Source organism: Arthrobacter sp. M71 S08 (assembly GCF_059089725.1).
On sequence record NZ_JBNHEY010000001.1, the window covers coordinates 473,378 to 495,412 of the forward strand.

Below are 22,035 nucleotides of genomic sequence, written 5' to 3' on the forward strand. Positions count from 1 at the left end.
GGGAGGGGCTCCTCTGTGTCCGGGAATGACGTCGCCGCGTGTACAGGGCCCTGAACGCCGTAGAGGCCCTCTCCTGAGCGGAGAGAGCCTCTACGGCGTTCCTGCAAACTTGCGCCTACGCCGTGTCGGCAAGGGTCCCCAGATAGAGCTGAATGACCTTGGGGTCCTTCATGAGCTCGCGTCCGGTACCGGTGTAGGCGTCCTTGCCCTGGTCCAGAACATAGGCTCGGTCGCAGATCTGCAGGCAGCGGCGGGCGTTCTGCTCCACCATGATGACCGAGACTCCTGCCCGGTTGATCTCGTGGACCCGCAGGAACGTCTCGTCCTGCTTGACGGGGGAGAGGCCGGCGGACGGCTCGTCAAGGAGCAGAACCGCCGGTTCCATCATCAGCGCCCGGCCCATCGCCACCATCTGGCGCTCGCCGCCCGAGAGGGATCCCGCCCGCTGGGCACGCCGCTTGCCGAGTTCGGGGAAGAGGCCGGTGACAAAGTCGAAGCGTTCCTTGAAGTCCTTCGGGCGCTGGTACATGCCCATCTGGAGGTTCTCTTCGATGGTCAGGGTAGCGAAGACGTTGTTGTTCTGGGGGACGAACCCCACGCCCCTGCTGACCAGCTTGTTCGCTTTCAAACCGGTGATGTCCTGGTCCCGCACCACCACCGTGCCGGAATGTACTTTCACCAGTCCGAACATTGCCTTGAGCAGGGTCGATTTGCCGGCACCGTTGGGGCCGATGATCCCGATCAGCTCACCCGACCGCGCTTCGATCGAGCAGCCGTTCAGGATGTTCACTCCGGGAAGGTAGCCGGCCACCAGGTCCGTGACCTTCACGACGGATTTTCCCTGGGCCGCAGTGGCCCCCGTTGCACCGGTCCCAGTGGCGCGGTGTGATCCTGCGGTTTCTGATGCTTCGCTCATGGCCGCTTCTCCTCTGTTCCTGTGTCTGGCTGCGTGCCCTCAATTTCAGTGATTTTGGCATGGTCCAGGATGCCCGCGTCTCCGGTTCCGACGACCGACTGCTCGTCGTGGGAGAGTTCGGCTTCGAGGGCCTCGAAGCCGTGGGAGTCGCCGAGGTCGACGTCGTGGTGGGCACCGAGATAGGCGTCGATCACTGCCTTGTCCTTCATGACGACGTCGGGAGTTCCCTCCGCCACCACGCGGCCTTCCGCCATGACCACCACCCAGTCGGCAACGTGCCTGACCATGTGCATGTCGTGTTCGACGAAGAGGACGGTCATGCCCTCTGCCTTGAGGTTCTTGATGTGGTCGAGCAGGGACTGCGTGAGCGCCGGGTTTACGCCGGCCATCGGCTCGTCGAGCATTACCAGGCGCGGCCTGACCATAAGTGCCCGCGCCATCTCCAGGAGTTTGCGCTGACCGCCGGAGAGCGACGCTGCGTAGTCATCAGTCTTCGTGTCGAGCTTGAACTTTCTGAGCAGGACCTCTGCCTGTCCGGTGATTTCCTTTTCCCGGCGTCCCCATAGGCCCTTGAACAGGGCGCGCGCCAGGCTTTCACCGGGCTGGTCAGTCGCGCCGAGGCGCATGTTCTCCATGACCGTGAGTTTGCCCATCACCTTCGTCAGCTGGAAGGTGCGAACCATGCCGAGACGCGCCACCTTGTAGGGCGGGACGCCTGTCAGGGACTTCCCGTCGAAGTCCCACTCGCCGCTCTGCGGAGTGTCGAACCCGGTGAGCAGGTTGAACAGGGTGGTCTTTCCCGCTCCGTTGGGCCCGATGAGCGCGGTGATCTTGTTCCGGGGAATCTCGAGGTAGTCGACATCGACGGCATTAACGCCGCCGAAGCTCCGGGTGACCTTCTTCACCGTGACGATCGGATCGCGCTTGCGGCAGCCCGGTCCGGGGGTGTCCTCGGTGATGGGCCGTGAATCGGTCATGTAGTCGATGCCGTCAGCCGCCTGGGCGGCGGCCGGTTCCGCTGACTGGGAAACAGCGTGAGCTGCACGCCGGCCGACTGGTTTTCCTTGGGATTGTGCTGCAGGATCCGCAGTAGGGTCACTCATGCGAACGCCAACTCCTTCTTGTTACCGAGAACGCCCTGCGGCCTGAAGATCATGAGCAGCATGAGCGCAACACCCACCAGGATGTACCGGAGCTGACCGGCCTGGACGTTGGTGAGGAATGTGATGGCGCCGGTCTCGATGGCGCCGAAAAGCAGGCTCTGGGTCAGCGAGAGGACAACCCAGAAGATCATCGCCCCGATGACCGGGCCCAGTACTGTGGCCATGCCGCCGAGCAGCAGAACCGTGTAAAGGAAGAACGTGAGCTCAGTAGCGTAGTTGGCCGGTTGGACTGCGCCTCGGGGGATCGTGAAGATCATGCCTGCCATGGAGCCCATCAGACCACCGATGATGAGTGCCTGCATCTTGTAGGCGTACACGTTCTTGCCGAGTGCCCGTACGGCGTTCTCATCTTCGCGGATTCCCTTGAGCACGCGCCCCCACGGGCTGCGCATGAGCAGCCACACGGTCAGGCAGGCCAGCGCGACGATGGTCCACGCCACAATGCGGATGTAGAGCCCGTTCTGGTTCATGCTGACCGGGCCGATGTTGTAGGTCCCCTCGGGCACGAAGTTCAGCGCGAAGAAGCCCCGCTCGAAGCCGCCGGCAAGGCCGTTGGCCGATCCGGTGACCTCGGTGAGACCGTTGGTTGTCACGATGTAGCGGATGATTTCCGCAGCCGCGATGGTCACGATGGCCAGATAGTCGGCCCGGAGCCGGAGGGTAGGAATACCCAGTACCACGGCGAAGATCACCGAGGCGGTGAGCGCCACCAGGATGGCGACCGGAACCGGAGCGCCGAAGGTCAGTGTTGAGATGGCATAACCATAGGCGCCCATCGCCATGAATCCGGCCTGGCCGAAGTTGAGCAGGCCGGTGTAGCCGAAGTGCACGGCCAGGCCGAGCGCCGCGAGTGCGTAGGCCGCCGTCGTCGGGCTGATCATCTCGCCGAAGGCGAGGGAAAGAATGTTTCCAAAGTCCATATCAGATAGCCCCTAACCTACGCGCTCTCGGCGGCCCAGAATGCCCTGCGGCCGGAAGAGCAGTACAAGAATCATGATGAGCAGCGCACCGACGTACTTGAGGTCCGCCTGCAGCCAGATGGTGGAGACTTCCACGAAGAGTCCCACGATGATGGCGCCGATCAGTGCGCCGAAGACGGTGCCCAGTCCACCGAGCACAACACTGGCGAAGATCAGGAGCAGAATTTGCTGGCCCATGTTGAAGGAGACGCCGGGGCGGTAGTACGCCCACAGAATGCCGCCAAGGGCTGCCAGTGCGCCGCCGACCACCCAGACCAGCCGGATGACGCGGTCGACGTCGATACCGGACGCCGCAGCGAGGGCGGGGTTGTCTGCGACCGCGCGGGTCGCCTTTCCAACGCGCGTCCGCAGGAGAAGGAACGCGATCAACAGAATGACAATGAGGCTTGTGACCAGCGAGTTCAGGTTGTTCCGGGTGATGGACACGAGTCCGAAGTTCAGCATCTGGCCCTGCGCGCCGGGCAACTGCTGGGTGGCGCCGCCGAAGTTGAACTGGATGATGTAGCGCAGGGCGAGGGCCAGGCCGATGCTGACGATCATCATCGGGATGAGGCCGGAGCCACGCTTGCGCAGGGGTTTCCAGAGTCCGGCGTCCTGGACGAAGCCCAGTGCAGCGCCGGCCAGGACCGCGAGGATGATGGCAACAATTGCGGGCAGGCCCAAAGCGGCGAACCCGAATGCGAACACCGCGCCGGCCGTGACCATCTCGCCGTGGGCGAAGTTGGTCAGGCCGGTTGTGCCGAAGATCAGGGACAGGCCAACGGCGCTGAGCGCCAGGAGCAGTCCGAAGCTCAGACCGGCGACGGCCCGGTCGACCAGGACGTCGATGAAGTTGCTGGTCCCTGCGACGATGCCCTCGCCGAAGAGGAAGAGCGTGGTGATGTTGGTCGTTCCGGCGAACGTGACGTCGCGGGGGTTCTGCTGGCCTTCGGCCAGTTCAACGCCTTCTGGAAGCGTGGACTCGTCGAGCTCTACCTCGTAAGTGCCTTGCTCCGGCACCCCGATGCTCCAGGATCCATTCTCGTTCGATGTGGTCTCGCCTTCGAACCCTTCACCCGTGACGGTAATCCGGACGTCTGCAAGTGGACCGTCGGCGCCCCTGAGGACGCCGCTGATCCGGTTCTCGAATTCCCCGGCCTGGACGGAGGCGGGGGCCTGCAGGTTCACGGCGGTTCCTGCAGCGTGTATTGAGGCTCCTGCTGCGGGTGCGCTTATGAACAGTGCGGCCATGAGGCCGGCGGTCAGGAGGAGTAGCCTCCTGTGCCATGCCGGCGTCGGCTTGGTTATCAAGTTATGAACCTCCACGATGGTGGCTTGTCCGTCGAGGTTACGACGGCCCTACAGCCTGTGATCGAAGTCACGCAGTGTGGAGATCATGTTACCTGCGCCGTGTTGCCACTTTTCGCCATATGGAAGCTCGAAGATAGCGATTGCATAACAACTGGTCAGCTCGGGTTACCGGTGGGTAGCGCACGCCCGCCGGCTCACGATTCCCCGTCAGCAGGGTGCGACTAGAGGTAGAGCCCGGTGCCGGCGTCGTCGGTCTCCGGCTGCGCCACCGCATGGATATCCCGCTCGCGGAGGAGGATGTAGTCGGTGCCGCCGACGTCGACCTCGGACTTGTCTTCCGGGTCGAAGAGCACCCGGTCACCGCGCGAAACCTGACGGACGCTGGGACCGGCGGCTACTACGTCCGCCCAGGCCAGTCGCTTGCCCATCACCGCGGTGGCGGGAATGACAATGCCCGACGACGATCGCCGCTCGCTGCTGTCCTTGTCCAGGATCACCAGGAGGCGGTCATGAAGCATCTTCAGGGGCAGCGCGTCGGGCAGAGTGGCTGGTGGTTTCGGCACCCGGACAGTCTACCGTCGGGACCCGGTCTTTCCGGTGGTACCGGCGTCGCGTAGCAGGAACAAAACAGCTCCGGATGCGTTGATATTGGTAGGGTTGAAACATCTCAGCCCCCTATTGGAGGACTACAACAAAAATGGCACTCGGCGGTAACCCGGTTTTCAACGGTAAGAACTTCCGTACCGCTGCCCGCGGCGACAATCCGGCAGCGTACGGTTCAACAGCTTTGGCCGGTCAGACGGTCATGAACCAGCAGCAGCTGGAGCACCTCTACAACCAGCCTTCGGCAGGTCCCGCAGAGACGGGGCGCATGACCTTCGACGACGTGATCGTCAAGACCATCGCCACCATCGGCATGGTGCTGATCGGCGCGGCGGTTCCGGTGTTCCTGTTCCCGGGGCTGGCGCCGCTCCTGATGATCGTCGGCCTGATCGGCGGCTTCGTGCTGGGTCTGGTGAACGCCTTCAAGCGTGAACCCGTTCCGGCGTTGATCCTCGCCTACGGCTTCCTTCAGGGCCTGTTCCTCGGCGGCCTCACCATGTTCCTCGAGGCACAATTCCCGAACATCGCCATGCAGGCGCTTCTGGGCACCCTGTCAGTGTTCGCTGTGACCCTGCTGCTGTTCAGGAGCGGCAAGGTCCGTGCCACTCCGAAAGCCATGAAGATCTTCATGATCATGCTCATCGGCTATGCACTGTTCAGCCTGGTCAACCTCGGCCTGATGGTCTTCGGCGTTAACAACGACCCGTGGGGCCTGCGCACGAGCGTAGAAATCTTCGGTATCCCGCTGGGTGTGTTGGTCGGCGTGCTGGCCATCGGCCTTGCCGCTTTCTCCCTGGTCATCGACTTCACTATGATCAGCGAGGGCGTCCGCAACGGCGCTGCACGCAAGTACTCCTGGACGGCGGCCTTCGGCTTGACGGTCACCCTGGTGTGGCTGTACATCGAGTTCCTCCGTATCATCGCCATCCTGCGCGGCAGCGAGTAACCGTCGCTTCAACGTATGCATGATGAAGGCCCTCGGCGATTGCCGGGGGCCTTCTTCGTTGGCTGAATTCGTCCGAAAGTTCTTGGGTGATGCCCTCAGGAAACCCTGCCGGCGCCGTCAGCGGGCGACACCGCGAAGACGGCCGGCTCAGTGAATCCTGCGTCGGCGAACGCCGCTGTCACCGCTGAGGCCACGCGGTCAAGGTCATCGGCCGCTACCAGTGCTATGGCCGAGCCGCCGAAGCCGCCGCCCGTCATGCGGGACCCCAGCGCACCGGCATCGCGGGAGGCCTCGACCGCTAGGTCGAGTTCCGGACAGGAGATCTCGAAGTCGTCCCGCATCGACACGTGGCTGGCGTCCAGCAGTGGTGCAATGGCCTGGGGGCTTTCGGTACGGAGAAGCTCGACGGCGGCCTGCACACGGGCGTTCTCTGTGACCACGTGCCGTACCCGCCGGAAAGTCTCTTCATCCAGTAGTCCCGAAGCCTCTTCAAGATCATCCTCGGTGAGATCGCGGAGCGCCGAAACGCCCATCACATCTGCGCCGACCTCACATGCACGGCGACGGGCAGCATAGCCACCGGTCGCATGTGAATGGCTGACCTTGGTATCGATCACCAGGAGGGCAAGACCATTCTCCTCCAGCGGCAGGGGGACGAGCTCGGCGTGCCGGCTGCGGCAGTCGAGAAAGACAGCGTGCCCGTGCTTGCCGAGCAGCGACGCCGACTGGTCCATCAGGCCGGTCGGCGCGCCGACCATCTCGTTCTCGGCACGCTGGCCAATGAGCGCAAGCTCGGAGCCGGTCAGGGCGAGTCCGAACAGGTCATTGGCCGCGACGGCCACCGCACACTCGATGGCCGCGGAGGAGGAGAGTCCCGCTCCCACCGGTACCTGGGAATCAATAAGAAGGTCCATACCGTTGACCGGATGGCCGGCCTGCCGCAGGGCCCAGAGCACTCCCACCGGATAGGCGGCCCAGCCCTCGACATCGCCGGCATCCAGTTCGTCCAGGTCACTGATCACAATCTCGTCGGAGTCCGAGAAGGTCGAGCTGACCCGGACGGTGGAATCGGCACGCACCGAGGCCGCCACGACAGTGGCCCGGTCGATCGCGAAAGGCAGGACGAACCCGTCGTTGTAGTCGGTATGTTCACCAATCACGTTCACGCGGCCGGGTGCTGCCCAGACGCCGACGGGTGTGTGGCCGAAGCGATCCTCAAACTGCTGCGCGAGAGTCATGCTGTGTTTCCTTCCCTCCGGGGGTTGCGGCGCGCAGGGTCGCGGCGACCTGCTCGGGAGTGGTGTCGTTGATGAATGCGCCCATCGCTGCTTCTGAACCGGCCAGGAACTTCAGCTTGTCTTCGGCCCGGCGGGGTGAGGTCAGCTGCAGATGGAGGTAGCCGGCCTCGCGCAGTTCCGGGACCAGGGGTGCCTGGTGCCAGGCGGCGATGTACGGGGTGGGTGTGCTGTAGATGCCGTCAACGCGGGCCAGCAGGTCGAGGTAGAGCATCGTCAGCTCGTCCTTTTCCTCACCGGTGAGGGCGGCGATATCGGGCACATGGCGGTGCGGCACCAGATGCACCTCGAGCGGCCAGCGCGCGGCGAACGGCACATACGCGCTGAAGTGTTCGCCCTCGAGCACCATGCGTTCGCCTGCATCCCGCTCGGACTTCAGCACCGATCCCATGAGCGTTTCACGCCCGTCCACGGCGTCGAAGTACCGGCGGGCCGCCTGGCCCATCACCGCCGCGCGCGGGGTGACGAACGGGTAGGCGTAGATCTGACCGTGCGGGTGCAGGAGCGTCACGCCGATGTCCTCGCCCCGGTTCTCGAACGGGAAGACCTGACGTATGCCGTCCATCGCCGAGAGTGCTTCGGTCCGCTGGGCCCACGCGTCGATGACGGTACGCGCCCGCTCCGGCGGCAGGGACCCGAAGGAGCCTTCGTGGGAGGAGTCGAAGGCGACCACTTCGCACCGTCCGAAAGCCGACGTCGTCGTACCCCAGCCTGTGCTTGCGTGCTGGGGGCCCGGAAGCTCACCGAGATCGGGGCCGAAGGAGGAGAAGCGGTTCTCGAACACCACCACCTCATAGTCTGAGGCCGGAATTTCGGACAGGTTCTCGGGGGTGGAAGGGCAGAGCGGGCACTGGTCGGCCGGCGGGAGGTGGGTGCGCGTCTGCCGATGCGCGGCCACGGCAGTCCATTCACCGGTCAGCGGGTCGTAGCGCACGTCGCCTGTGCCGCCGCGCGGCGGCAGGCCGCGATGGTCGACGACGGCGGCCGCGTCGCGGTGCAGCGCCGCCGCTTGCGCTGTGGCGTCGAAGTAGAGCAGTTCACGCCCGTCTGAGAGGCGGGTCGGGGTTACCTGGGTCATCGGTTGTCCTGGAGGTCGGTAGCGGTGGGAGTAAGAATGCCCGTGGTGCGGGGGTAGCGCGGGTCGGCGGGCCGGGAATCGGTGACGATGCAGTGAACCTGGTCCAGCCCCGCGATCCGGGCGAGGCTAACGGTGCCGAACTTGGTGGAGTCCGCGAGAACGACGAGTCGGCCGCACTGCTCGGCGAACGCCCGGTTGGTATCGGCCTCGGCGAGGTTGGGTGTGGTGATGCCGGCGTCGGCATCAACGCCGTGGGCGCCCATGAAGCACAGGTCCACGTTGAAGGACCGGACGGTCGAAGTGGCGATGGGCCCCACCAGCGCCTCGGAGGGGGAGCGCTCGCCTCCGGTCAGCAGGACCGTCACGCCGGGCGGGCAGGTTCGGTGCAGCTTTTCCGCGGCGGGCAGGGAGTTGGTGAGCACCGTCAGGGGTCCGGACAGATGGTCGACAAGGCGGTAGGTGGTGGTTCCGCCGGTGAGTGCCAGTGTCATTCCCGGTTGTACGAGTGCTGCAGCTGTCGCCGCTATGGACTCTTTCGCGTCCGTGCGCTGGTCCGCGTTGGCGCCGAATCCCGGCTCCAGCGCGCTGAGGGCTGTTCGGGACGCCGCCCCGCCGTGAACCTTGGTGAGCGCGCCGGCCGCGTCGAGCCCGTCGATGTCGCGCCTGATCGTCATTTCCGATACTCCGAGGCTCTCGGCCAGCTCGCTGACCCGGACGGTGCGCTGGGTCCCGAGCTTCGCGAGAATCGCGGCATGCCGGTCGGCAGCGAGCATGTTGAACTCCGGTCTGGGAGGCGCGGAAAGGACCCTTAACAAAATACAACGCTTTCGCACATATTCAAACAGTGATTGAAAGCGGAGCTCCCAGTCTCTTGTGAAAAGATTGGTCTATGACGCCACCCTCGCGGCGGGAAACGCACCAGGCCTTCCAGCGTGGTTCCGTTGCGCCCGCGGGGCGCTCCACGAGTGAGGACGTCCCCTACGCTTTGCGCATCACTGCGGCGTGGGCGTGGCGCGTTGGGCTCGTCCTCGTCGTATCGACTGCGCTGGTATGGATGCTGAGCCCCATCTCGCTGCTCGTCATTTCCCTGATGATCGCGGGTCTGCTCTCCAGCCTCCTCACACCGGCAGTGACATTCCTGTGCCGCTTCAAGGTTCCCAGCGGTCTGGCGGTGGCCATGGTCGTCGTCGGATTCCTGCTGGCCGTCGCAGCTACCCTTTCACTCGTCGGGCAGCAACTCGCCGCCGGCTTCGCGTCTCTCTGGGACCAGGCGCGCGCGGAGATCGACGCGGCGGAGGATTGGCTTTCCCAGGGTCCGCTGGATCTCACCGCGGCGCAGATTGACACCTTCGTTGACGAGATTGTCATTGCCGTGGAGAACAACAGCGGCATGATCGTCAGCGGAGCCATCTCCTTTGGCAGCAGCGCCGGCTACTTCCTGGCCGGACTCCTGCTGACAGTGTTCGCGCTGATCTTTTTCCTGCACGACGGCGAAAGGATCTGGCGCTTCGTCGCCGGCCTCGCGCCGCGGCGTGCGCGCGCGGCCGTGATGGGCGCCGGCCAGCAGGGCTGGACCTCCATGGCGAACTACGTCCGCGTGCAGATTCTCGTCGCCTTCATTGACGCAGTCGGCATCGGACTTGGAGCCGCCATCATTGGCGTCCCGCTGGTCCTTCCGTTGACAGTCCTGGTGTTCCTCGGCTCATTCATTCCTATCCTCGGCGCGCTGTTCACCGGGATGGTGGCCGTCCTGCTGGCGCTGGTGGCCAACGGGTGGGTCAATGCCCTGGTGATGCTCGCCATCGTGCTGTTTGTGCAGCAGGTGGAAGGGCACATCCTGCAGCCGTTCATCATGGGCAGGGCAGTGAAGCTGCACCCGCTCGCCGTGGTGCTGGCCGTTGCCTGCGGCTCACTGGTGGCTGGTGTCGCCGGTGCGCTGTTCTCCGTGCCGGTGCTGGCGATCCTCAACACCGTCGTGCGCTATATCGCGGCCCGAGGCTGGGAAACCGATCCCGCCCTCGGCTCGCCTGACCGACAACCCGATTCCGGCGTCCCCGCCTCCTCCAACCCTCCGCCGGCCGGTGAACCAACCGGACCGGCACCCTCCACGAAAGAAGCCTCAACGTGACCACCAATCTCGCCCAGCTGGCAGTGACCCTCGAGGACGTCCTCGAAGCACAGAAAATGCTCAAAGGCGTCATTGCGTACACGCCGATCGAGGATTCGCGAGCGCTCAGCAGGCTGACGGGCGCCAAAGTCTCGCTCAAATGCGAGAACCTGCAGCGTGCCGGATCCTTCAAGGTGCGCGGAGCGTATGTACGGATGGCCCGGCTCTCCGCTGAGGAGCGGGCCCGCGGCGTCGTGGCCGCCTCGGCCGGTAACCACGCACAGGGTGTTGCTGTGGCGGCCAGCCGGCTCGGGATCAAGGCGCGCATCTACATGCCTCTCGGCGTGGCACTGCCGAAGCTCGCGGCAACCCGGGGGCACGGTGCTGAGGTGGTGCTCCACGGCCACAACGTTGATGAAGCGCTGACCGAGGCCAAGCGGTACGCGGATGAGCATGGCGCAGTTTTTGTGCACCCGTTCGACAACGTGGACGTCGTTGCCGGGCAAGGGACCATCGGCCTTGAAATCCTCGAGCAGGTGCCCGACGTCGACACCATTCTTATGGGGGTGGGAGGCGGTGGGCTGCTGGCCGGCGTTGCCGTCGCGGTGAAGGCACGTGCCCGGGAACTGGGCCGCGAAATCCGGGTGATCGGCGTGCAGGCCGAGAACGCGGCCGCCTATCCGCCGTCGCTTGCCGCCGATGCCCTGGTCCCGCTGAAGAAGGTCTCAACGATCGCCGACGGCATAGCGGTGGGCAGGCCGGGGCAGCTTCCGTTCTCGATCATCCGCGAGCTGGTGGACGACGTCGTCACCGTCAGCGAGGACTCGCTGGCACGCGCCCTGATCTTCCTCCTGGAACGGTCCAAGATGGTGGTGGAGCCCGCCGGCGCGGTGGGTGTTGCGGCGCTGTTGGACGGCAAGCTCACCGAGAACGGTGCCAACCCGGGGAACACCGCCGTCGTGCTTTCGGGCGGCAACATCGACCCGATGCTGATGCTGAAGGTGATCCAGCGCGGCCTGGCCGCCGCAGGAAGGTACCTGGTTGTGCGCATGCTGCTCGATGACCGTCCAGGTTCACTGGCCACGATTTCACGCATCATCGCCGAGTCCGACGCCAACGTGACCGGCGTTGACCATACGCGGGTGGGCGGCTCCATCAGCATGGGAGACGTCGCGATCACGATCAACATGGAGACCAAGGGCGAGGAGCACTGCGAGCAGGTACTCAACAACCTGCGCGCGGAGGGTTTCCAGCCCGTCGTCATCCAGGGCTGACATGTTGGCGAAGAGGGCAAAGAGTGCGTTGACGACGGTCGTGGTCTTCGCCGCTGTGCTCTGGGTCGTGCACCTGGTCAACGCGGCCACCGGTTTCTTCCTGATCCGGTTGCTGGGCATTGTGCCGCGCGAGGTTGAAGGGCTCGACGGCGTGATCTTCGCGCCGCTGCTGCATGCGGATGCGGGCCATCTCTTCAGCAATACCCTGCCGCTGCTGGTACTGGGATTCCTGGCCTTCCTCGAAGGCGCAAAGCGTTTCGCCATCGCGGTGGGCATGAGCTGGCTGGCCTCGGGTCTTGGCGTGTGGATCTTCGGCGGCGGGGTGACCATCGGGGCGTCCGGCCTGGTCTTCGGACTGTTTGCCTATCTCCTGGTCCGCGGCTTTTATAACCGGGACTGGAAGCAGATCCTGCTCGCCGTTCTGCTCTTCCTGATGTACGGCTCGCTGCTCTGGGGTGTGCTGCCCCAGTTCGGAACCAACATCTCCTGGCAGGCCCACCTTTTCGGCGCACTCGGGGGAGTACTCGCGGCGCTGATACTGAGACGGCGGCCGACCCCTGCCGGGACCGACCGCCGTCTACCGCATCAGCGCTAGGGACCGGACGCGTTAGCCCGCGTACGGCTTGGCCGACAGGACCTCGACGGTGATTTCCTTGCCGTTGGGTGCGGTGTATTTCACGGTGTCTCCGGCCTTGTGGCCCTGAATCGCTGCGCCTAGGGGAGACTTCTCGCTGTACACGTCGATGTCGGTGTCGCCCGCAACCTCGCGGCTGCCGAGAAGGAATGTCTCCTTGTCTCCGGCAATATTCGCCTCGACCAGCATGCCTGGTTCAACGATGCCGTCGTCCGCGGGTGATTCGCCGACGTGTGCGTTGTTCAGCAGTTCGGTGAGCTGTCGGATGCGGGCTTCGGCCTTGCCCTGCTCTTCCTTGGCTGCGTGGTAGCCGCCGTTCTCCTTGAGATCGCCCTCCGAGCGTGCCTGCTCGATGCGGGCAACAATCTCGGTGCGGCCGGGGCCGGACAAGTGGTCCAGCTCAGCCTTGAGGCGGTCGTAGGACTCCTTGGTGAGCCAGGCGACGGATGTGCTGTTCGTGGACACGATATCTCCTTAGGTACGTCGAAGCCCTGTGCGGGATTCGGCTGCGGTCTTCGCCCGTGATGTGTGCATCAACAAGCAAAAGACCCCGCCTGCGTGATGGCCTCAGTTCTGGAGTACCCAGAAAGAACCAATGGCGGGGCGGGGCGGAACGTATCAGACCATTATAGTCAGCATGCCTCAATAACCCAATAACGGCGCGGATCAGGAGCAGGCAGGGGCTAGGATTCTCCCTCGATCCAGCAGGCGTTGACCCCGCCGCTCACACCCTGGGACTCGGTGCGGACCGTGGTGCTGTGGGAAGTGGTTCGGCCGTCTCCGCCCGCTTCTGCATTGGCCGGCGGGATGGTCACAACCCTCCAGCCGACGACGGCGTAGGACTCGCTCAGGACCTGCACAGCGCACTGCGCGGTTGCCGCGGGATCCTTGGTGACTTCATAGTCCACCCGCGCCGCGGCGGGACCTTCGATGCTGAAGCCCACGTCCTTGGAAGAGACCTCCGGTGTCCCGGCGAAGAAACTGAAGATACCGGTGGCAACGACGGCGACCGTGAGCACCGCCCAGATCAGCCAGCGACGACCCCCCGGGGCGGACTGCTTCGGCTTGGGGGCACCGTAGCGATTGGCTACTCTTGGTACTGGCGCGTGGTCGGTGCTCATCGGTTCCAGTTTACCAACCGGTACTTTAGTCAATGGCCAGTGTCCCCGCCGGGACCGTGGGTCTCGTCAGACCAGGAAAGATTCAGGAGCATTCAGTGCCCAGCCCGGAGAACATTCCAGACACTCCTTCAGCACGCGCAGCGGACGGTGGCGGCTACCGCCTCCTCGCAGTGCATGCACACCCGGATGACGAGTCGAGCAAGGGTGCGGCAACGATGGCCCGCTACGTTGCGGCAGGGGTGTCCGTCATGGTGGCGACCTGCACCGGCGGCGAGCGCGGTGACATCCTTAACGCACAGATGGCCGACGTTCCGCACGCCTTGCGCGACCTCCCCGGACTGCGCCGGCTGGAGATGGCCGAGGCGGCCGCTGCGCTCGGCATTGAACACCGCTGGCTGGGCTTTGCCGATTCCGGTCTGCCCGAGGGTGATCCGCTGCCGCCGCTGCCGCCGGGATGCTTCGCGCTGCAGCCGCTTGAGCGTGCCGCCGCGCCGCTGGTTCGGCTGGTCCGCGAATACCGGCCGCACGTAATCCTCAGCTACGACGAGAACGGCGGTTACCCGCATCCCGACCACATCATGGCGCACCGGGTAGCGGTGGAAGCGTACGAAGCTGCTCCAGACCCCTCCCGTTACGTTGGCCTCGGTGAGCCGTGGAGTCCCTCGAAGCTCTACTATGACCGCGCGTTCAACCCCGAGCGGTTCCGCGCCCTGCACTTCGCGCTGGAGGAAGCGGGCCTGCAGTCGCCTTACGCCGAGCGGATCGCCGCCTGGCTGGAAGCCGACGCCGAAGGTCACCAGCCTGCGCGACCGACCCATGCCACGACGACGCAGATTGACTGCGGCGACTTCTTTGAACACAGGGAACGCGCGCTGCTGGCCCACCGTACTCAGGTTGAGCCGGCCGGCTTCTTCTTCGCTGTCTCCTCAGACCTGCAGCGCAAGGTATGGCCCTGGGAGGATTACTCCCTGATCCAGTCGCGCGTGCCGCAGCAACTTCCTGAAACGGACTTCTTCGCGGGCATAGAATAGTTTCATGGCGGATTTCCGCCATGATTCTCGTGAAAATCCTCGTGAAGACCATCCTGAAAGTGGTGCACCGGAGTGTTCTCCCTGCTGAACCTGGCCGCAAACGTGACGCCTACGCCGGGTGATGACGCCTCACTGCGCCCCGGGCTGGACCCCACGCAGGTTACTCCTGGACTCCTTGGGTTCCTCGCCACACTGTTCCTCGTGATCGCGGTGATCTTCCTGATCCGTGACATGACCCGCCGGATCCGCCGCGTGCGCTACCGCGAAATGGCGAACCTTGAGGCTGAGCAGGCGGCAGCCGGTGAAGAACCAGCGGATCACGGGGCCGCTCGCGACAACGCGGCGGAAACCCCGCCCGGAGATCCGGCTCAGCGCCGGGGCCCCGGCGGCACGTACGGCCCCGACGCGCCATAGGCCATGGCTGAGCGGCTGCGCACCGAGGCCTCTGCCTATCTGCGTCAGCATGCCGACAATCCCGTCGACTGGTGGCCGTTCACGGAGGCAGCCTTCGCGGAGGCTGCCCGGCGGAACGTCCCGGTGTTCGTCTCGGTGGGTTACGCCGCGTGCCACTGGTGCCACGTCATGGCGCACGAGTCGTTCGAGGACGCCGCTACCGCCGAATACCTGAACCATCACTTTGTCTCCATCAAGGTGGACCGTGAGGAACGCCCCGACGTCGACGCCGTCTACATGGCCGCCACGCAGGCAATGACCGGACAGGGCGGGTGGCCGATGAGCGTCTTCACGCTCCCGGACGGACGGGCCTTCTTCGCGGGAACCTACTATCCGCCGATCCCGATCCGGGGCAGCCCATCCTTTGGCCAGCTCCTGCAAGCGATCACCGCAGCCTGGACCGAACGCCGCGCGGAAGTTGAACACAGCGCTGCACAGCTCGCCGAGAGCCTGGGTGATGCCCAGCGCCGCAGCTCAGGATTGCTGCGTGTCAGAATCGACGACGGCGGCCCCGCGTTCGAGGAAACCCTCACCACAGCGGTGGCCACGCTCGAATCGCAGGAAGACCCCGCCCACGGCGGCTTTAGCGGAGCGCCCAAGTTCCCGCCGTCGTCGGTTCTTTCGTTCCTGCTTGCCAGAGCGCGCTCAAGCGACGACGGCGGCGCCCCCGCCACGTTGGCCGCCCGCACCCTGGAAGCCATGGCGGTATCGGGAATGCATGACGTCCTAGGCGGGGGATTCGCCCGCTATGCCGTGGACGCGGCCTGGGCAGTGCCGCACTTCGAGAAGATGCTCTACGACAACGCGCAATTGATCCGCGTCTACGCGCGCTGGGCAATCCAGGCTGAGGAACCCGGTCACCGGGCGCTGGCAGAGCGGGCCGCCCGCGGCATTGTGGACTGGCTCAGGACGGAGCTCACGGTCGACGGCGGCGCGTTTGCCTCCTCGCTCGATGCCGACACGGTGATGGACGGCAGGCGGGTCGAGGGCGGAACCTACACCTGGACCGTAGAGCAGTTGCGGGCTGTACTGGGTGCCCGCACCGAGTCCGTCGTGGAGCTCTTCGATCCGCATACGGGCCACGTGGAGGACGGTGCTTTCACCCTGCATGCCGGCCGCGTGTGGACACCCCCGGAACAGGGCCTCTGGGAAGAAGTGGCGCCGTCGTTGCTGGCCTCGCGCCGGGAGCGGCCGCAACCGGCCCGTGATGACAAGGTGGTGGCCTGCTGGAACGGCCTCGCCATCGGCGGGCTCGCGGAGGCCGCTGCTCTTCTCGGGGACGCCGGAATGCTGGAGATGGCCGAAGGCGCCGCACGCTACCTGCTGCGCGTCCACTGGGACGGCGCCGGACTGCGCCGGGTCTCCCACGACGGACATGCCGCCACGCTGGACGGCTTGCTGGAGGACCACGCCGGCGTCGTCGACGGGTTGCAGGCGCTGTACGCGGCGACGGGAGATGCCGACTGGTTCCAGGCAGCCGAGGACATCCTGGCGGTCACGCTTGAGAAGTTCGTCCGGGCTGACGGCACTGTGGTTGACGCAGCGGACCTGGACGCCCCGCTGCGCCTGGCGCAGGCCGATCAGAGCGCCGCAGACCCGTTCGACAATGCGTCGCCCTCCGGCGTCGCGCTGTTGGCCGGAGCGCTGGTGGCCTCCGCCGCGTACACAGGGTCGGCTGAGCGGAGTGCCCGCGCCGAAGCCCTTCTCGCGCACGTCGCGCTGCTGGCACCGCGGGTGCCGCAGGTGGCGGGGTGGGCGCTCGCCGTCACGCAGGCCGTGGTCAACGGTCCGCAGGAGGTCGCCGTCGTCGGGAGCGCGGGTCCTGAACGGGCCGCGCTCGTCGCAACCGTGCGGCGTGAGGCGAAGGCCGGCGTCGTGCTGGCGGTGGCGGATGCCGAGGAGGCAAGTGACGGCGTCGTGCCCCTGTTGGCCGGTCGGACGGCAGGGAACGACGGCGCGCCGCTCGCCTATGTGTGCGAGGCGATGGTGTGCCGGCGGCCGGTCGCGGACGTGGACGAGCTGACCGCGCTGCTGCGCGGGTGAGCGCGGGCGGTTAGCGGACCGGGTTCAGAACCGCGATCACGATCGCGATGAAGTGGGAAGCGAATGCGGCCACGGTGAACGCGTGGAACAGTTCGTGGAAGCCGAACCACTGGGGGCTGGGGTTCGGCCGCTTGAGCCCGTAGATCACTGCACCGGCAATGTAGAACACTCCGCCGACGCAAATCAGGACAGTGGCCGGAACGCTGGCGGCAAGGAAATCGGGCAGGTACAACAGTGCCGCGAGACCCAGCGCTATGTAGATGGGGACGTAGAGCCATCTCGGCGCGTTGACCCACAGCACACGGAAGAGGACTCCCGCAATGGCGCCGCACCAGATGAGCCAGAGCAGCAGGACCGCCTTGTCCTGGGGGAGCAGCGCCCAGGAGAGCGGCGTGTAGCTGCCGGCGATGACCAGCATGATGTTGGTGTGGTCGAGCCGTTTGAGGACCACCTTGGTGCGTGGCTGCCAGTTTCCGCGGTGGTACACGGCGCTCACGCCGAAGAGCAGGATGCCGGTGAGCGCGTAGATGGCCGAGGTGATCTTTCCCGCGGCGGTTGGGGCGAGGACAATCAACACGATTCCGGCGATGATGGCAAGCGGCGTGGCACCGAGGTGGATCCACCCGCGCCACTTGGGTTTGATGTCCAGTGCATCTGCGGCCCGTTCGACGGCGGTTTCCAGCGGGCCGTCAACACGAGCCGATTCGTCCGGATTTTGCGGGGAATTGGGCGCCCCGGGCGGTGGGGAAACGCTTCGGCTCATGACCGGAATTCTAACGGAAGCCAGCATAAGTTACTAATGGGTAACAAAGACATACGCTTTACCCGGGGATGGGTGCCGGTACGGTAGGACATGAATCCCTGCTACTGATCGGAAGGACAGGTGGGCGCTGGCGTGATGTTTCCGTGGTTTGCCTACAACTTCTACGAACGCAAACTCCAGCGGTCCCTGGCAACTGACCGGATTCCCCACCACATCGGGGTCATGGTCGATGGCAACCGGCGCTGGGCCAAACTTGCCGGCGCACCGACGCAGCACGGCCACCAGGCCGGTGCGGACAAAATTCTCGAGTTTCTTGGCTGGTGCCGCGAGCTCGGCGTTGAGATGGTCACGCTCTACATGCTCTCCACTGACAACATGAGCCGCTCGGCGGAGGAGATCGAGCAGCTGCTGGACATCATCGGGAACACGCTCGACCGCCTCGGCGAGACGCGGAAGGTCCGGGTGCAGCCGGTCGGTGCGCTCGACCTCCTTCCCGAGCACCTCGCGTCCAAGGTCACCGAGCTTGCCGAGCGCACAGCAAGCATCGAAGGACTGCACGTCAATGTCGCGGTCGGTTACGGCGGCCGTCGCGAGATCGTCGACGCCGTCAAGGAACTCCTGCGGCATGCCGACTCTGAAGGATCCTCGCTCGCGGATGTCGCGGAGAACCTCTCGGCAGGGCAGATCTCCGAGTATCTGTACACGCGGGGTCAGCCTGACCCGGACCTCGTGATCCGTACTTCAGGGGAGCTGCGTCTCTCCGGATTCCTGATGTGGCAGAGCGCGTACAGCGAGTTCTATTTCTGCGAGGCGCTCTGGCCCGACTTCCGCCGCGTCGACTTCCTCCGCGCCCTTCGCGATTACGGACGCAGGCAGCGGCGCTTCGGCTGCTAGCGCTGCTTCCCGTTTCTTCACCGCAAATTCACTCGACACGCAGCGGAAGGGCACGCCGCCGTCGTCGTCCGGGCGTAATGTCTGTTGCATCGGCCCGCACCCGCAGGCCGAACGGGGAGGCCACCTATGCAGGCAACGTGCCCAACAGCACATGCACTGAAAAGGGGAGGCCGTGCGCGGCCTTCTGGCCGGCCCGCCTCACCCAAGCCCTAGATAATTCTCGGGCGTGCGTCGCCCAGGGAAGTGGAGTTGAAGTGGCCACATCTCGCACAACCCAGCGATCCGCAACCGACATCTCCAAGGCCCGCCCGGCAGCGCAGGACGAACAAGTTCTCGCAGCGGCGGGCCTTTCTGTTGTCGAAAGCCTCGGCAGCCGAAGCTATGTCCTGGACACCTCCGTGCTGTTGTCGGACCCGCGGGCCATCACCCGTTTCGCCGAACACGAGGTGATTCTGCCGATCGTGGTGATCACCGAGCTCGAAGGCAAGCGCCATGATCCCGAGCTGGGCTATTTTGCCCGCAAGGCCCTGCGCCTCCTCGATGAGCTGAGGGTGAAACACAACGGACTGAACCAGGCCATCCCGCTGGGGCCCGAGGGCGGAACGCTGCGCGTCGAGCTCAACCACGTCTCCACCGAGGTGCTGCCCGTCGGTTTCCGCAGCGGGGACAACGACTCCCGGATTCTCGCGGTCGCAAAGAACCTGTCCGACGAGGGCCGCAACGTCACCGTGGTGTCCAAGGACCTGCCGATGCGCGTGAAGGCCTCCGCGATGGGCCTGCAGGCCGATGAATACCGCAACGAGCTTGTGAAGGACTCCGGCTGGACGGGAGTTGCGGAGCTGGACACCCTGGACGACGACGTCGACACCCTCTATGCGCATGAACCGGTTTTCATGCCGGCCGCAGCGGAACTGCCCGCCAACACCGGCGTCATCCTCCACTCCGGAAAGGGCTCAGCACTCGGCCGCGTCGGTGCTGACAAGCAGGTGCGGTTGGTGCGTGGTGACCGGGACGTCTTCGGATTGCACGGGCGGTCAGCGGAACAGCGGCTTGCGATCGACCTGCTGCTGGACGCCGAGGTGGGAATCGTGTCACTCGGTGGCCGTGCAGGCACGGGCAAGTCGGCGTTGGCGCTGTGCGCGGGCCTTGAGGCGGTCCTTGAGCGGCGCGAGCACCGCAAGGTTGTGGTGTTCCGGCCGCTGTACGCGGTGGGTGGGCAGGAACTCGGCTACCTCCCGGGCAGCGAGAGCGACAAGATGAACCCCTGGGCTCAGGCCGTCTTCGATACCCTCGGCGCGCTGGTCTCCCAGGAGGTTGTGGAGGAGGTCATGGACCGCGGCATGCTGGAGGTCCTGCCGCTCACCCACATACGCGGACGGTCACTGCACGACTCCTTCGTGATCGTGGATGAGGCGCAGTCGCTCGAGAAGAATGTGCTCCTCACCGTCATGAGCCGGATCGGCCAGAACTCCAAGATCGTCCTCACCCACGATGTGGCACAGCGGGACAACCTGAGGGTCGGCCGCCATGACGGCATCGCCGCCGTCGTCGAGACGCTGAAGGGTCATCCGCTGTTCGGGCACATCACGCTGACGCGCTCCGAGCGCTCGCCGATCGCGGCGCTCGTCACCGAACTGCTGGAGGGCGCTGAAGTCTAGCGGGTCACCCGACCTGCCACGGGATATGTTCGCGCACATCAGTGAGCGTGGGCGGTGCATCGGTGAACAAATCGTCAACCATGTACTCGTCCACGCCGCTGATGGCCAGCCGGTGACCGCACCCTTCAAGATCGCCGTCGAGTGCTGTGGTTGCAACGCAAATGGCGGTGGCGACATCGACCATCACCCGGGTGCGCCCTGACCCGATGAGCGGCCGGCCGGGCGTGAACGGCTGGTAGGAAACGTTCGGGGTGGCGGTGGCGGCAAGTACACGGCGGCCCTCATGGACCTCCTCGGTGATGTCCTCAAGCTCGACCCGGTTCGCGAACGGTGTCTCGTACGGGACCGGCGCGTCACCGGCGAGCTCCACAGGGTCGAGCATCGCGGCCCATCGCGGATCGCCGAAGGCCGGTTCACCGTAGGCGGCCTTCGGGCGGCGGTGGACATAGCCCACTTCGTTATAGACGGGGGTGACCAGGTTCGGAGCCACGAGCCATGAGTTCTTGCTTGCGCTGACGTAGAAGGCGTCACGGGAGTGCTCGTTGCCGGTACTGCTGTGAAGGAGCGTGCCGTCGATCTTTTCCACTCTGAGCGCTGCCGGGCGACGCACCCAGGCACGCAGGGGATCCGACTCTCCATCCGTGCTGATCCAAAACACTGAAAACCGGACCGTTTCCCAGCGCCACGGTGAAGAACGGCACAGGGATCGGAAGAGGCTCGCCGGATTGGAACCGCTGGAGGCGGACATATCCACAGTGTAATCCCGGCATGTCAGTTCCGAACCGGGATTCGGCTACGGTAGGCACATGCTGGCGCTGATGGGGGAGTACTGGGACACCGCGCCCATCGCATTCTGGCTATGCGCGGTCGCGCTGACGCTGCTCGGCGTCGTCGGGATCTGGCTCAGCGTGATCGATATCCTGAGCCATCGCCTGCCCAACCGCATCATCTTTCCGTCCTACCCGGCCGCAGGCGTACTCCTCGCCGCTGCGGCGCTCGCAGCCGGGGACTGGGGCCGGCTGGTGTCCCTTGCCGGGGGAGCGGCGGCGCTGTGGGTGTTCTACTTCATCCTTCGGCTGATCTATCCCGCGGGGATGGGCTTTGGGGACGTGAAACTGGCAGGGGTGCTCGGCCTGTACCTCGGCTTCGTGGGGTGGTCATTCCTGCTGTGGGGCACCTTCGCGGCTTTCCTGCTCGGTGGGCTGTGGGGGGTCATCCTCATCGTCAGCCGCCGGGGTACCGCCAAATCGGCCATCCCCTTCGGGCCGTTCATGATCATCGGGGCGGGTCTGGTCCTCGCGTTAGGCTGAGAATCATGCCCACTCCAGACTTCGTCCAGTCTCTGCGTTCGAGGATCGGTCACGATCCGCTATGGCTCCCCGGAGCTGCCGCCGTGGTGTACGACGACGACGGCCGCGTCCTGCTCGGACGCCGCGCCGACAACGGCCGGTGGACGCTCATCACCGGAATCATCGATCCCGGCGAACACCCCGCCCAGGCGATTGTGCGTGAGGTGCAGGAGGAGACCGGAGTGTCGGTCGAGGTTGAGCATCTGGTCAGTGTCGACGTCGTCGGACCCATGACTTTCCCGAATCAGGACGTGTGTAGTTTCCTGAGCCTGGTGTTCCGGTGCCGTTACGTTTCCGGTGATGCCCGCGTGAATGACGACGAGTCCCTGGACGTTGCGTGGTTCAGCCCTGACGATCTGCCGGAGTTGAACCCACTGCACCGACGCCATGCTGAGAATGCGCGCTACTCGACGGGTGTCCCCGACTTCGTGCGGTAG

General features: G+C 65.2%; 23 protein-coding genes. 11 read left to right on the top strand and 12 right to left on the bottom strand.

What is annotated here, in order from left to right; all coding sequences use genetic code 11:
* Nucleotides 1–115: 115 nt before the first annotated feature.
* The 5 genes from AC5RTB_RS02255 to AC5RTB_RS02275 all read right to left on the bottom strand — a co-directional run bounded on the left by AC5RTB_RS02255 (nucleotide 116) and on the right by AC5RTB_RS02275 (nucleotide 4,867).
* A complete protein-coding gene (locus AC5RTB_RS02255; RefSeq protein WP_494059446.1) occupies nucleotides 116–916 on the bottom strand; it encodes an ABC transporter ATP-binding protein in 801 nt (266 codons plus the stop codon).
* Nucleotides 913–1,893, bottom strand: coding sequence for an ABC transporter ATP-binding protein (locus AC5RTB_RS02260; RefSeq protein ID WP_494059749.1), 981 nt, complete (start codon nucleotides 1,891–1,893; stop codon nucleotides 913–915). The genes AC5RTB_RS02255 and AC5RTB_RS02260 overlap by 4 nt, the downstream gene beginning before the upstream one ends.
* 122 nt (nucleotides 1,894–2,015) lie before the next feature.
* Complete coding sequence (locus AC5RTB_RS02265; protein ID WP_494059447.1) at nucleotides 2,016–2,999, bottom strand: branched-chain amino acid ABC transporter permease; 984 nt, start codon at nucleotides 2,997–2,999, stop codon at nucleotides 2,016–2,018.
* 12 nt (nucleotides 3,000–3,011) lie between these two features.
* Nucleotides 3,012–4,289, bottom strand: coding sequence for a branched-chain amino acid ABC transporter permease (locus AC5RTB_RS02270; protein ID WP_494059750.1), 1,278 nt, complete (start codon nucleotides 4,287–4,289; stop codon nucleotides 3,012–3,014).
* A 281-nt stretch (nucleotides 4,290–4,570) separates the two neighbouring features.
* Nucleotides 4,571–4,867: a GroES family chaperonin gene (locus AC5RTB_RS02275; RefSeq protein WP_494059751.1), complete on the bottom strand. Its 297-nt coding sequence runs from the start codon at nucleotides 4,865–4,867 to the stop codon at nucleotides 4,571–4,573.
* A gap of 179 nt (nucleotides 4,868–5,046) precedes the next feature.
* Between AC5RTB_RS02275 and AC5RTB_RS02280 the strand changes: the two genes are divergently transcribed.
* Complete coding sequence (locus AC5RTB_RS02280) at nucleotides 5,047–5,898, top strand: Bax inhibitor-1/YccA family protein (RefSeq protein WP_494059448.1); 852 nt, start codon at nucleotides 5,047–5,049, stop codon at nucleotides 5,896–5,898.
* A gap of 95 nt (nucleotides 5,899–5,993) precedes the next feature.
* Here the strand turns inward: AC5RTB_RS02280 and galK are convergent, their stop codons facing one another.
* The 3 genes from galK to AC5RTB_RS02295 are packed head-to-tail and all read right to left on the bottom strand — an operon-like array spanning nucleotide 5,994 to nucleotide 9,044.
* Nucleotides 5,994–7,136, bottom strand: coding sequence for a galactokinase (gene galK, locus AC5RTB_RS02285; protein WP_494059449.1), 1,143 nt, complete (start codon nucleotides 7,134–7,136; stop codon nucleotides 5,994–5,996).
* Nucleotides 7,114–8,271: a galactose-1-phosphate uridylyltransferase gene (gene galT, locus AC5RTB_RS02290; protein WP_494059450.1), complete on the bottom strand. Its 1,158-nt coding sequence runs from the start codon at nucleotides 8,269–8,271 to the stop codon at nucleotides 7,114–7,116. The genes galK and galT overlap by 23 nt, the downstream gene beginning before the upstream one ends.
* Complete coding sequence (locus tag AC5RTB_RS02295; RefSeq protein WP_494059451.1) at nucleotides 8,268–9,044, bottom strand: DeoR/GlpR family DNA-binding transcription regulator; 777 nt, start codon at nucleotides 9,042–9,044, stop codon at nucleotides 8,268–8,270. The genes galT and AC5RTB_RS02295 overlap by 4 nt, the downstream gene beginning before the upstream one ends.
* A 116-nt stretch (nucleotides 9,045–9,160) precedes the next feature.
* On the opposite strand from AC5RTB_RS02295, the gene AC5RTB_RS02300 reads away from it, so the two are divergent.
* The 3 genes from AC5RTB_RS02300 to AC5RTB_RS02310 are packed head-to-tail and all read left to right on the top strand — an operon-like array spanning nucleotide 9,161 to nucleotide 12,247.
* The gene (locus AC5RTB_RS02300) at nucleotides 9,161–10,399 is read left to right on the top strand and encodes an AI-2E family transporter (RefSeq protein ID WP_494059452.1); all 1,239 of its coding nucleotides are present in this window, start codon (nucleotides 9,161–9,163) and stop codon (nucleotides 10,397–10,399) included.
* Nucleotides 10,400–10,455: 56 nt separating this feature from the next.
* A complete protein-coding gene (gene ilvA / locus AC5RTB_RS02305) occupies nucleotides 10,456–11,652 on the top strand; it encodes a threonine ammonia-lyase (RefSeq protein WP_494059752.1) in 1,197 nt (398 codons plus the stop codon).
* 1 nt (nucleotide 11,653) lies between these two features.
* On the top strand, nucleotides 11,654–12,247 hold the full coding sequence (locus tag AC5RTB_RS02310) for a rhomboid family intramembrane serine protease (RefSeq protein WP_494059453.1): 594 nt from the start codon (nucleotides 11,654–11,656) through the stop codon (nucleotides 12,245–12,247).
* A 12-nt stretch (nucleotides 12,248–12,259) separates the two neighbouring features.
* Here the strand turns inward: AC5RTB_RS02310 and greA are convergent, their stop codons facing one another.
* A complete protein-coding gene (greA, locus tag AC5RTB_RS02315) occupies nucleotides 12,260–12,754 on the bottom strand; it encodes a transcription elongation factor GreA (RefSeq protein WP_494059753.1) in 495 nt (164 codons plus the stop codon).
* 215 nt (nucleotides 12,755–12,969) lie between these two features.
* Complete coding sequence (locus AC5RTB_RS02320) at nucleotides 12,970–13,407, bottom strand: DUF4307 domain-containing protein (RefSeq protein WP_494059454.1); 438 nt, start codon at nucleotides 13,405–13,407, stop codon at nucleotides 12,970–12,972.
* A gap of 113 nt (nucleotides 13,408–13,520) precedes the next feature.
* Between AC5RTB_RS02320 and mca the strand changes: the two genes are divergently transcribed.
* From mca to AC5RTB_RS02335, 3 genes are all read left to right on the top strand, one after another.
* Nucleotides 13,521–14,438 (top strand): mycothiol conjugate amidase Mca, encoded by a 918-nt coding sequence (gene mca, locus AC5RTB_RS02325; RefSeq protein WP_494059754.1) that lies wholly within the window; start codon nucleotides 13,521–13,523, stop codon nucleotides 14,436–14,438.
* A 72-nt stretch (nucleotides 14,439–14,510) separates the two neighbouring features.
* Entirely contained in the window at nucleotides 14,511–14,852 is a 342-nt protein-coding gene (locus tag AC5RTB_RS02330; RefSeq protein WP_494059455.1) for a hypothetical protein, read from the top strand.
* 3 nt (nucleotides 14,853–14,855) lie between these two features.
* Entirely contained in the window at nucleotides 14,856–16,934 is a 2,079-nt protein-coding gene (locus AC5RTB_RS02335; RefSeq protein ID WP_494059456.1) for a thioredoxin domain-containing protein, read from the top strand.
* A 10-nt stretch (nucleotides 16,935–16,944) separates the two neighbouring features.
* Here AC5RTB_RS02335 and trhA read toward each other — a convergent pair whose 3' ends face one another.
* Entirely contained in the window at nucleotides 16,945–17,697 is a 753-nt protein-coding gene (gene trhA / locus AC5RTB_RS02340) for a PAQR family membrane homeostasis protein TrhA (protein ID WP_494059457.1), read from the bottom strand.
* 132 nt (nucleotides 17,698–17,829) lie between these two features.
* On the opposite strand from trhA, the gene AC5RTB_RS02345 reads away from it, so the two are divergent.
* Both AC5RTB_RS02345 and phoH2 read left to right on the top strand, forming a co-directional pair.
* Complete coding sequence (locus AC5RTB_RS02345) at nucleotides 17,830–18,591, top strand: isoprenyl transferase (protein WP_494059458.1); 762 nt, start codon at nucleotides 17,830–17,832, stop codon at nucleotides 18,589–18,591.
* A 386-nt stretch (nucleotides 18,592–18,977) separates the two neighbouring features.
* Nucleotides 18,978–20,249 (top strand): RNA 5'-3' helicase PhoH2, encoded by a 1,272-nt coding sequence (gene phoH2 / locus AC5RTB_RS02350; protein ID WP_494059755.1) that lies wholly within the window; start codon nucleotides 18,978–18,980, stop codon nucleotides 20,247–20,249.
* Nucleotides 20,250–20,253: 4 nt separating this feature from the next.
* Here the strand turns inward: phoH2 and AC5RTB_RS02355 are convergent, their stop codons facing one another.
* Nucleotides 20,254–20,997, bottom strand: coding sequence for a hypothetical protein (locus AC5RTB_RS02355; protein ID WP_494059459.1), 744 nt, complete (start codon nucleotides 20,995–20,997; stop codon nucleotides 20,254–20,256).
* A gap of 58 nt (nucleotides 20,998–21,055) precedes the next feature.
* On the opposite strand from AC5RTB_RS02355, the gene AC5RTB_RS02360 reads away from it, so the two are divergent.
* Nucleotides 21,056–21,559 carry a prepilin peptidase gene (locus tag AC5RTB_RS02360; protein ID WP_494059460.1) on the top strand — a complete coding sequence of 168 codons (504 nt, stop codon included), beginning with the start codon at nucleotides 21,056–21,058 and terminating at the stop codon, nucleotides 21,557–21,559.
* A gap of 5 nt (nucleotides 21,560–21,564) precedes the next feature.
* Nucleotides 21,565–22,035: an NUDIX hydrolase gene (locus tag AC5RTB_RS02365; RefSeq protein ID WP_494059461.1), complete on the top strand. Its 471-nt coding sequence runs from the start codon at nucleotides 21,565–21,567 to the stop codon at nucleotides 22,033–22,035.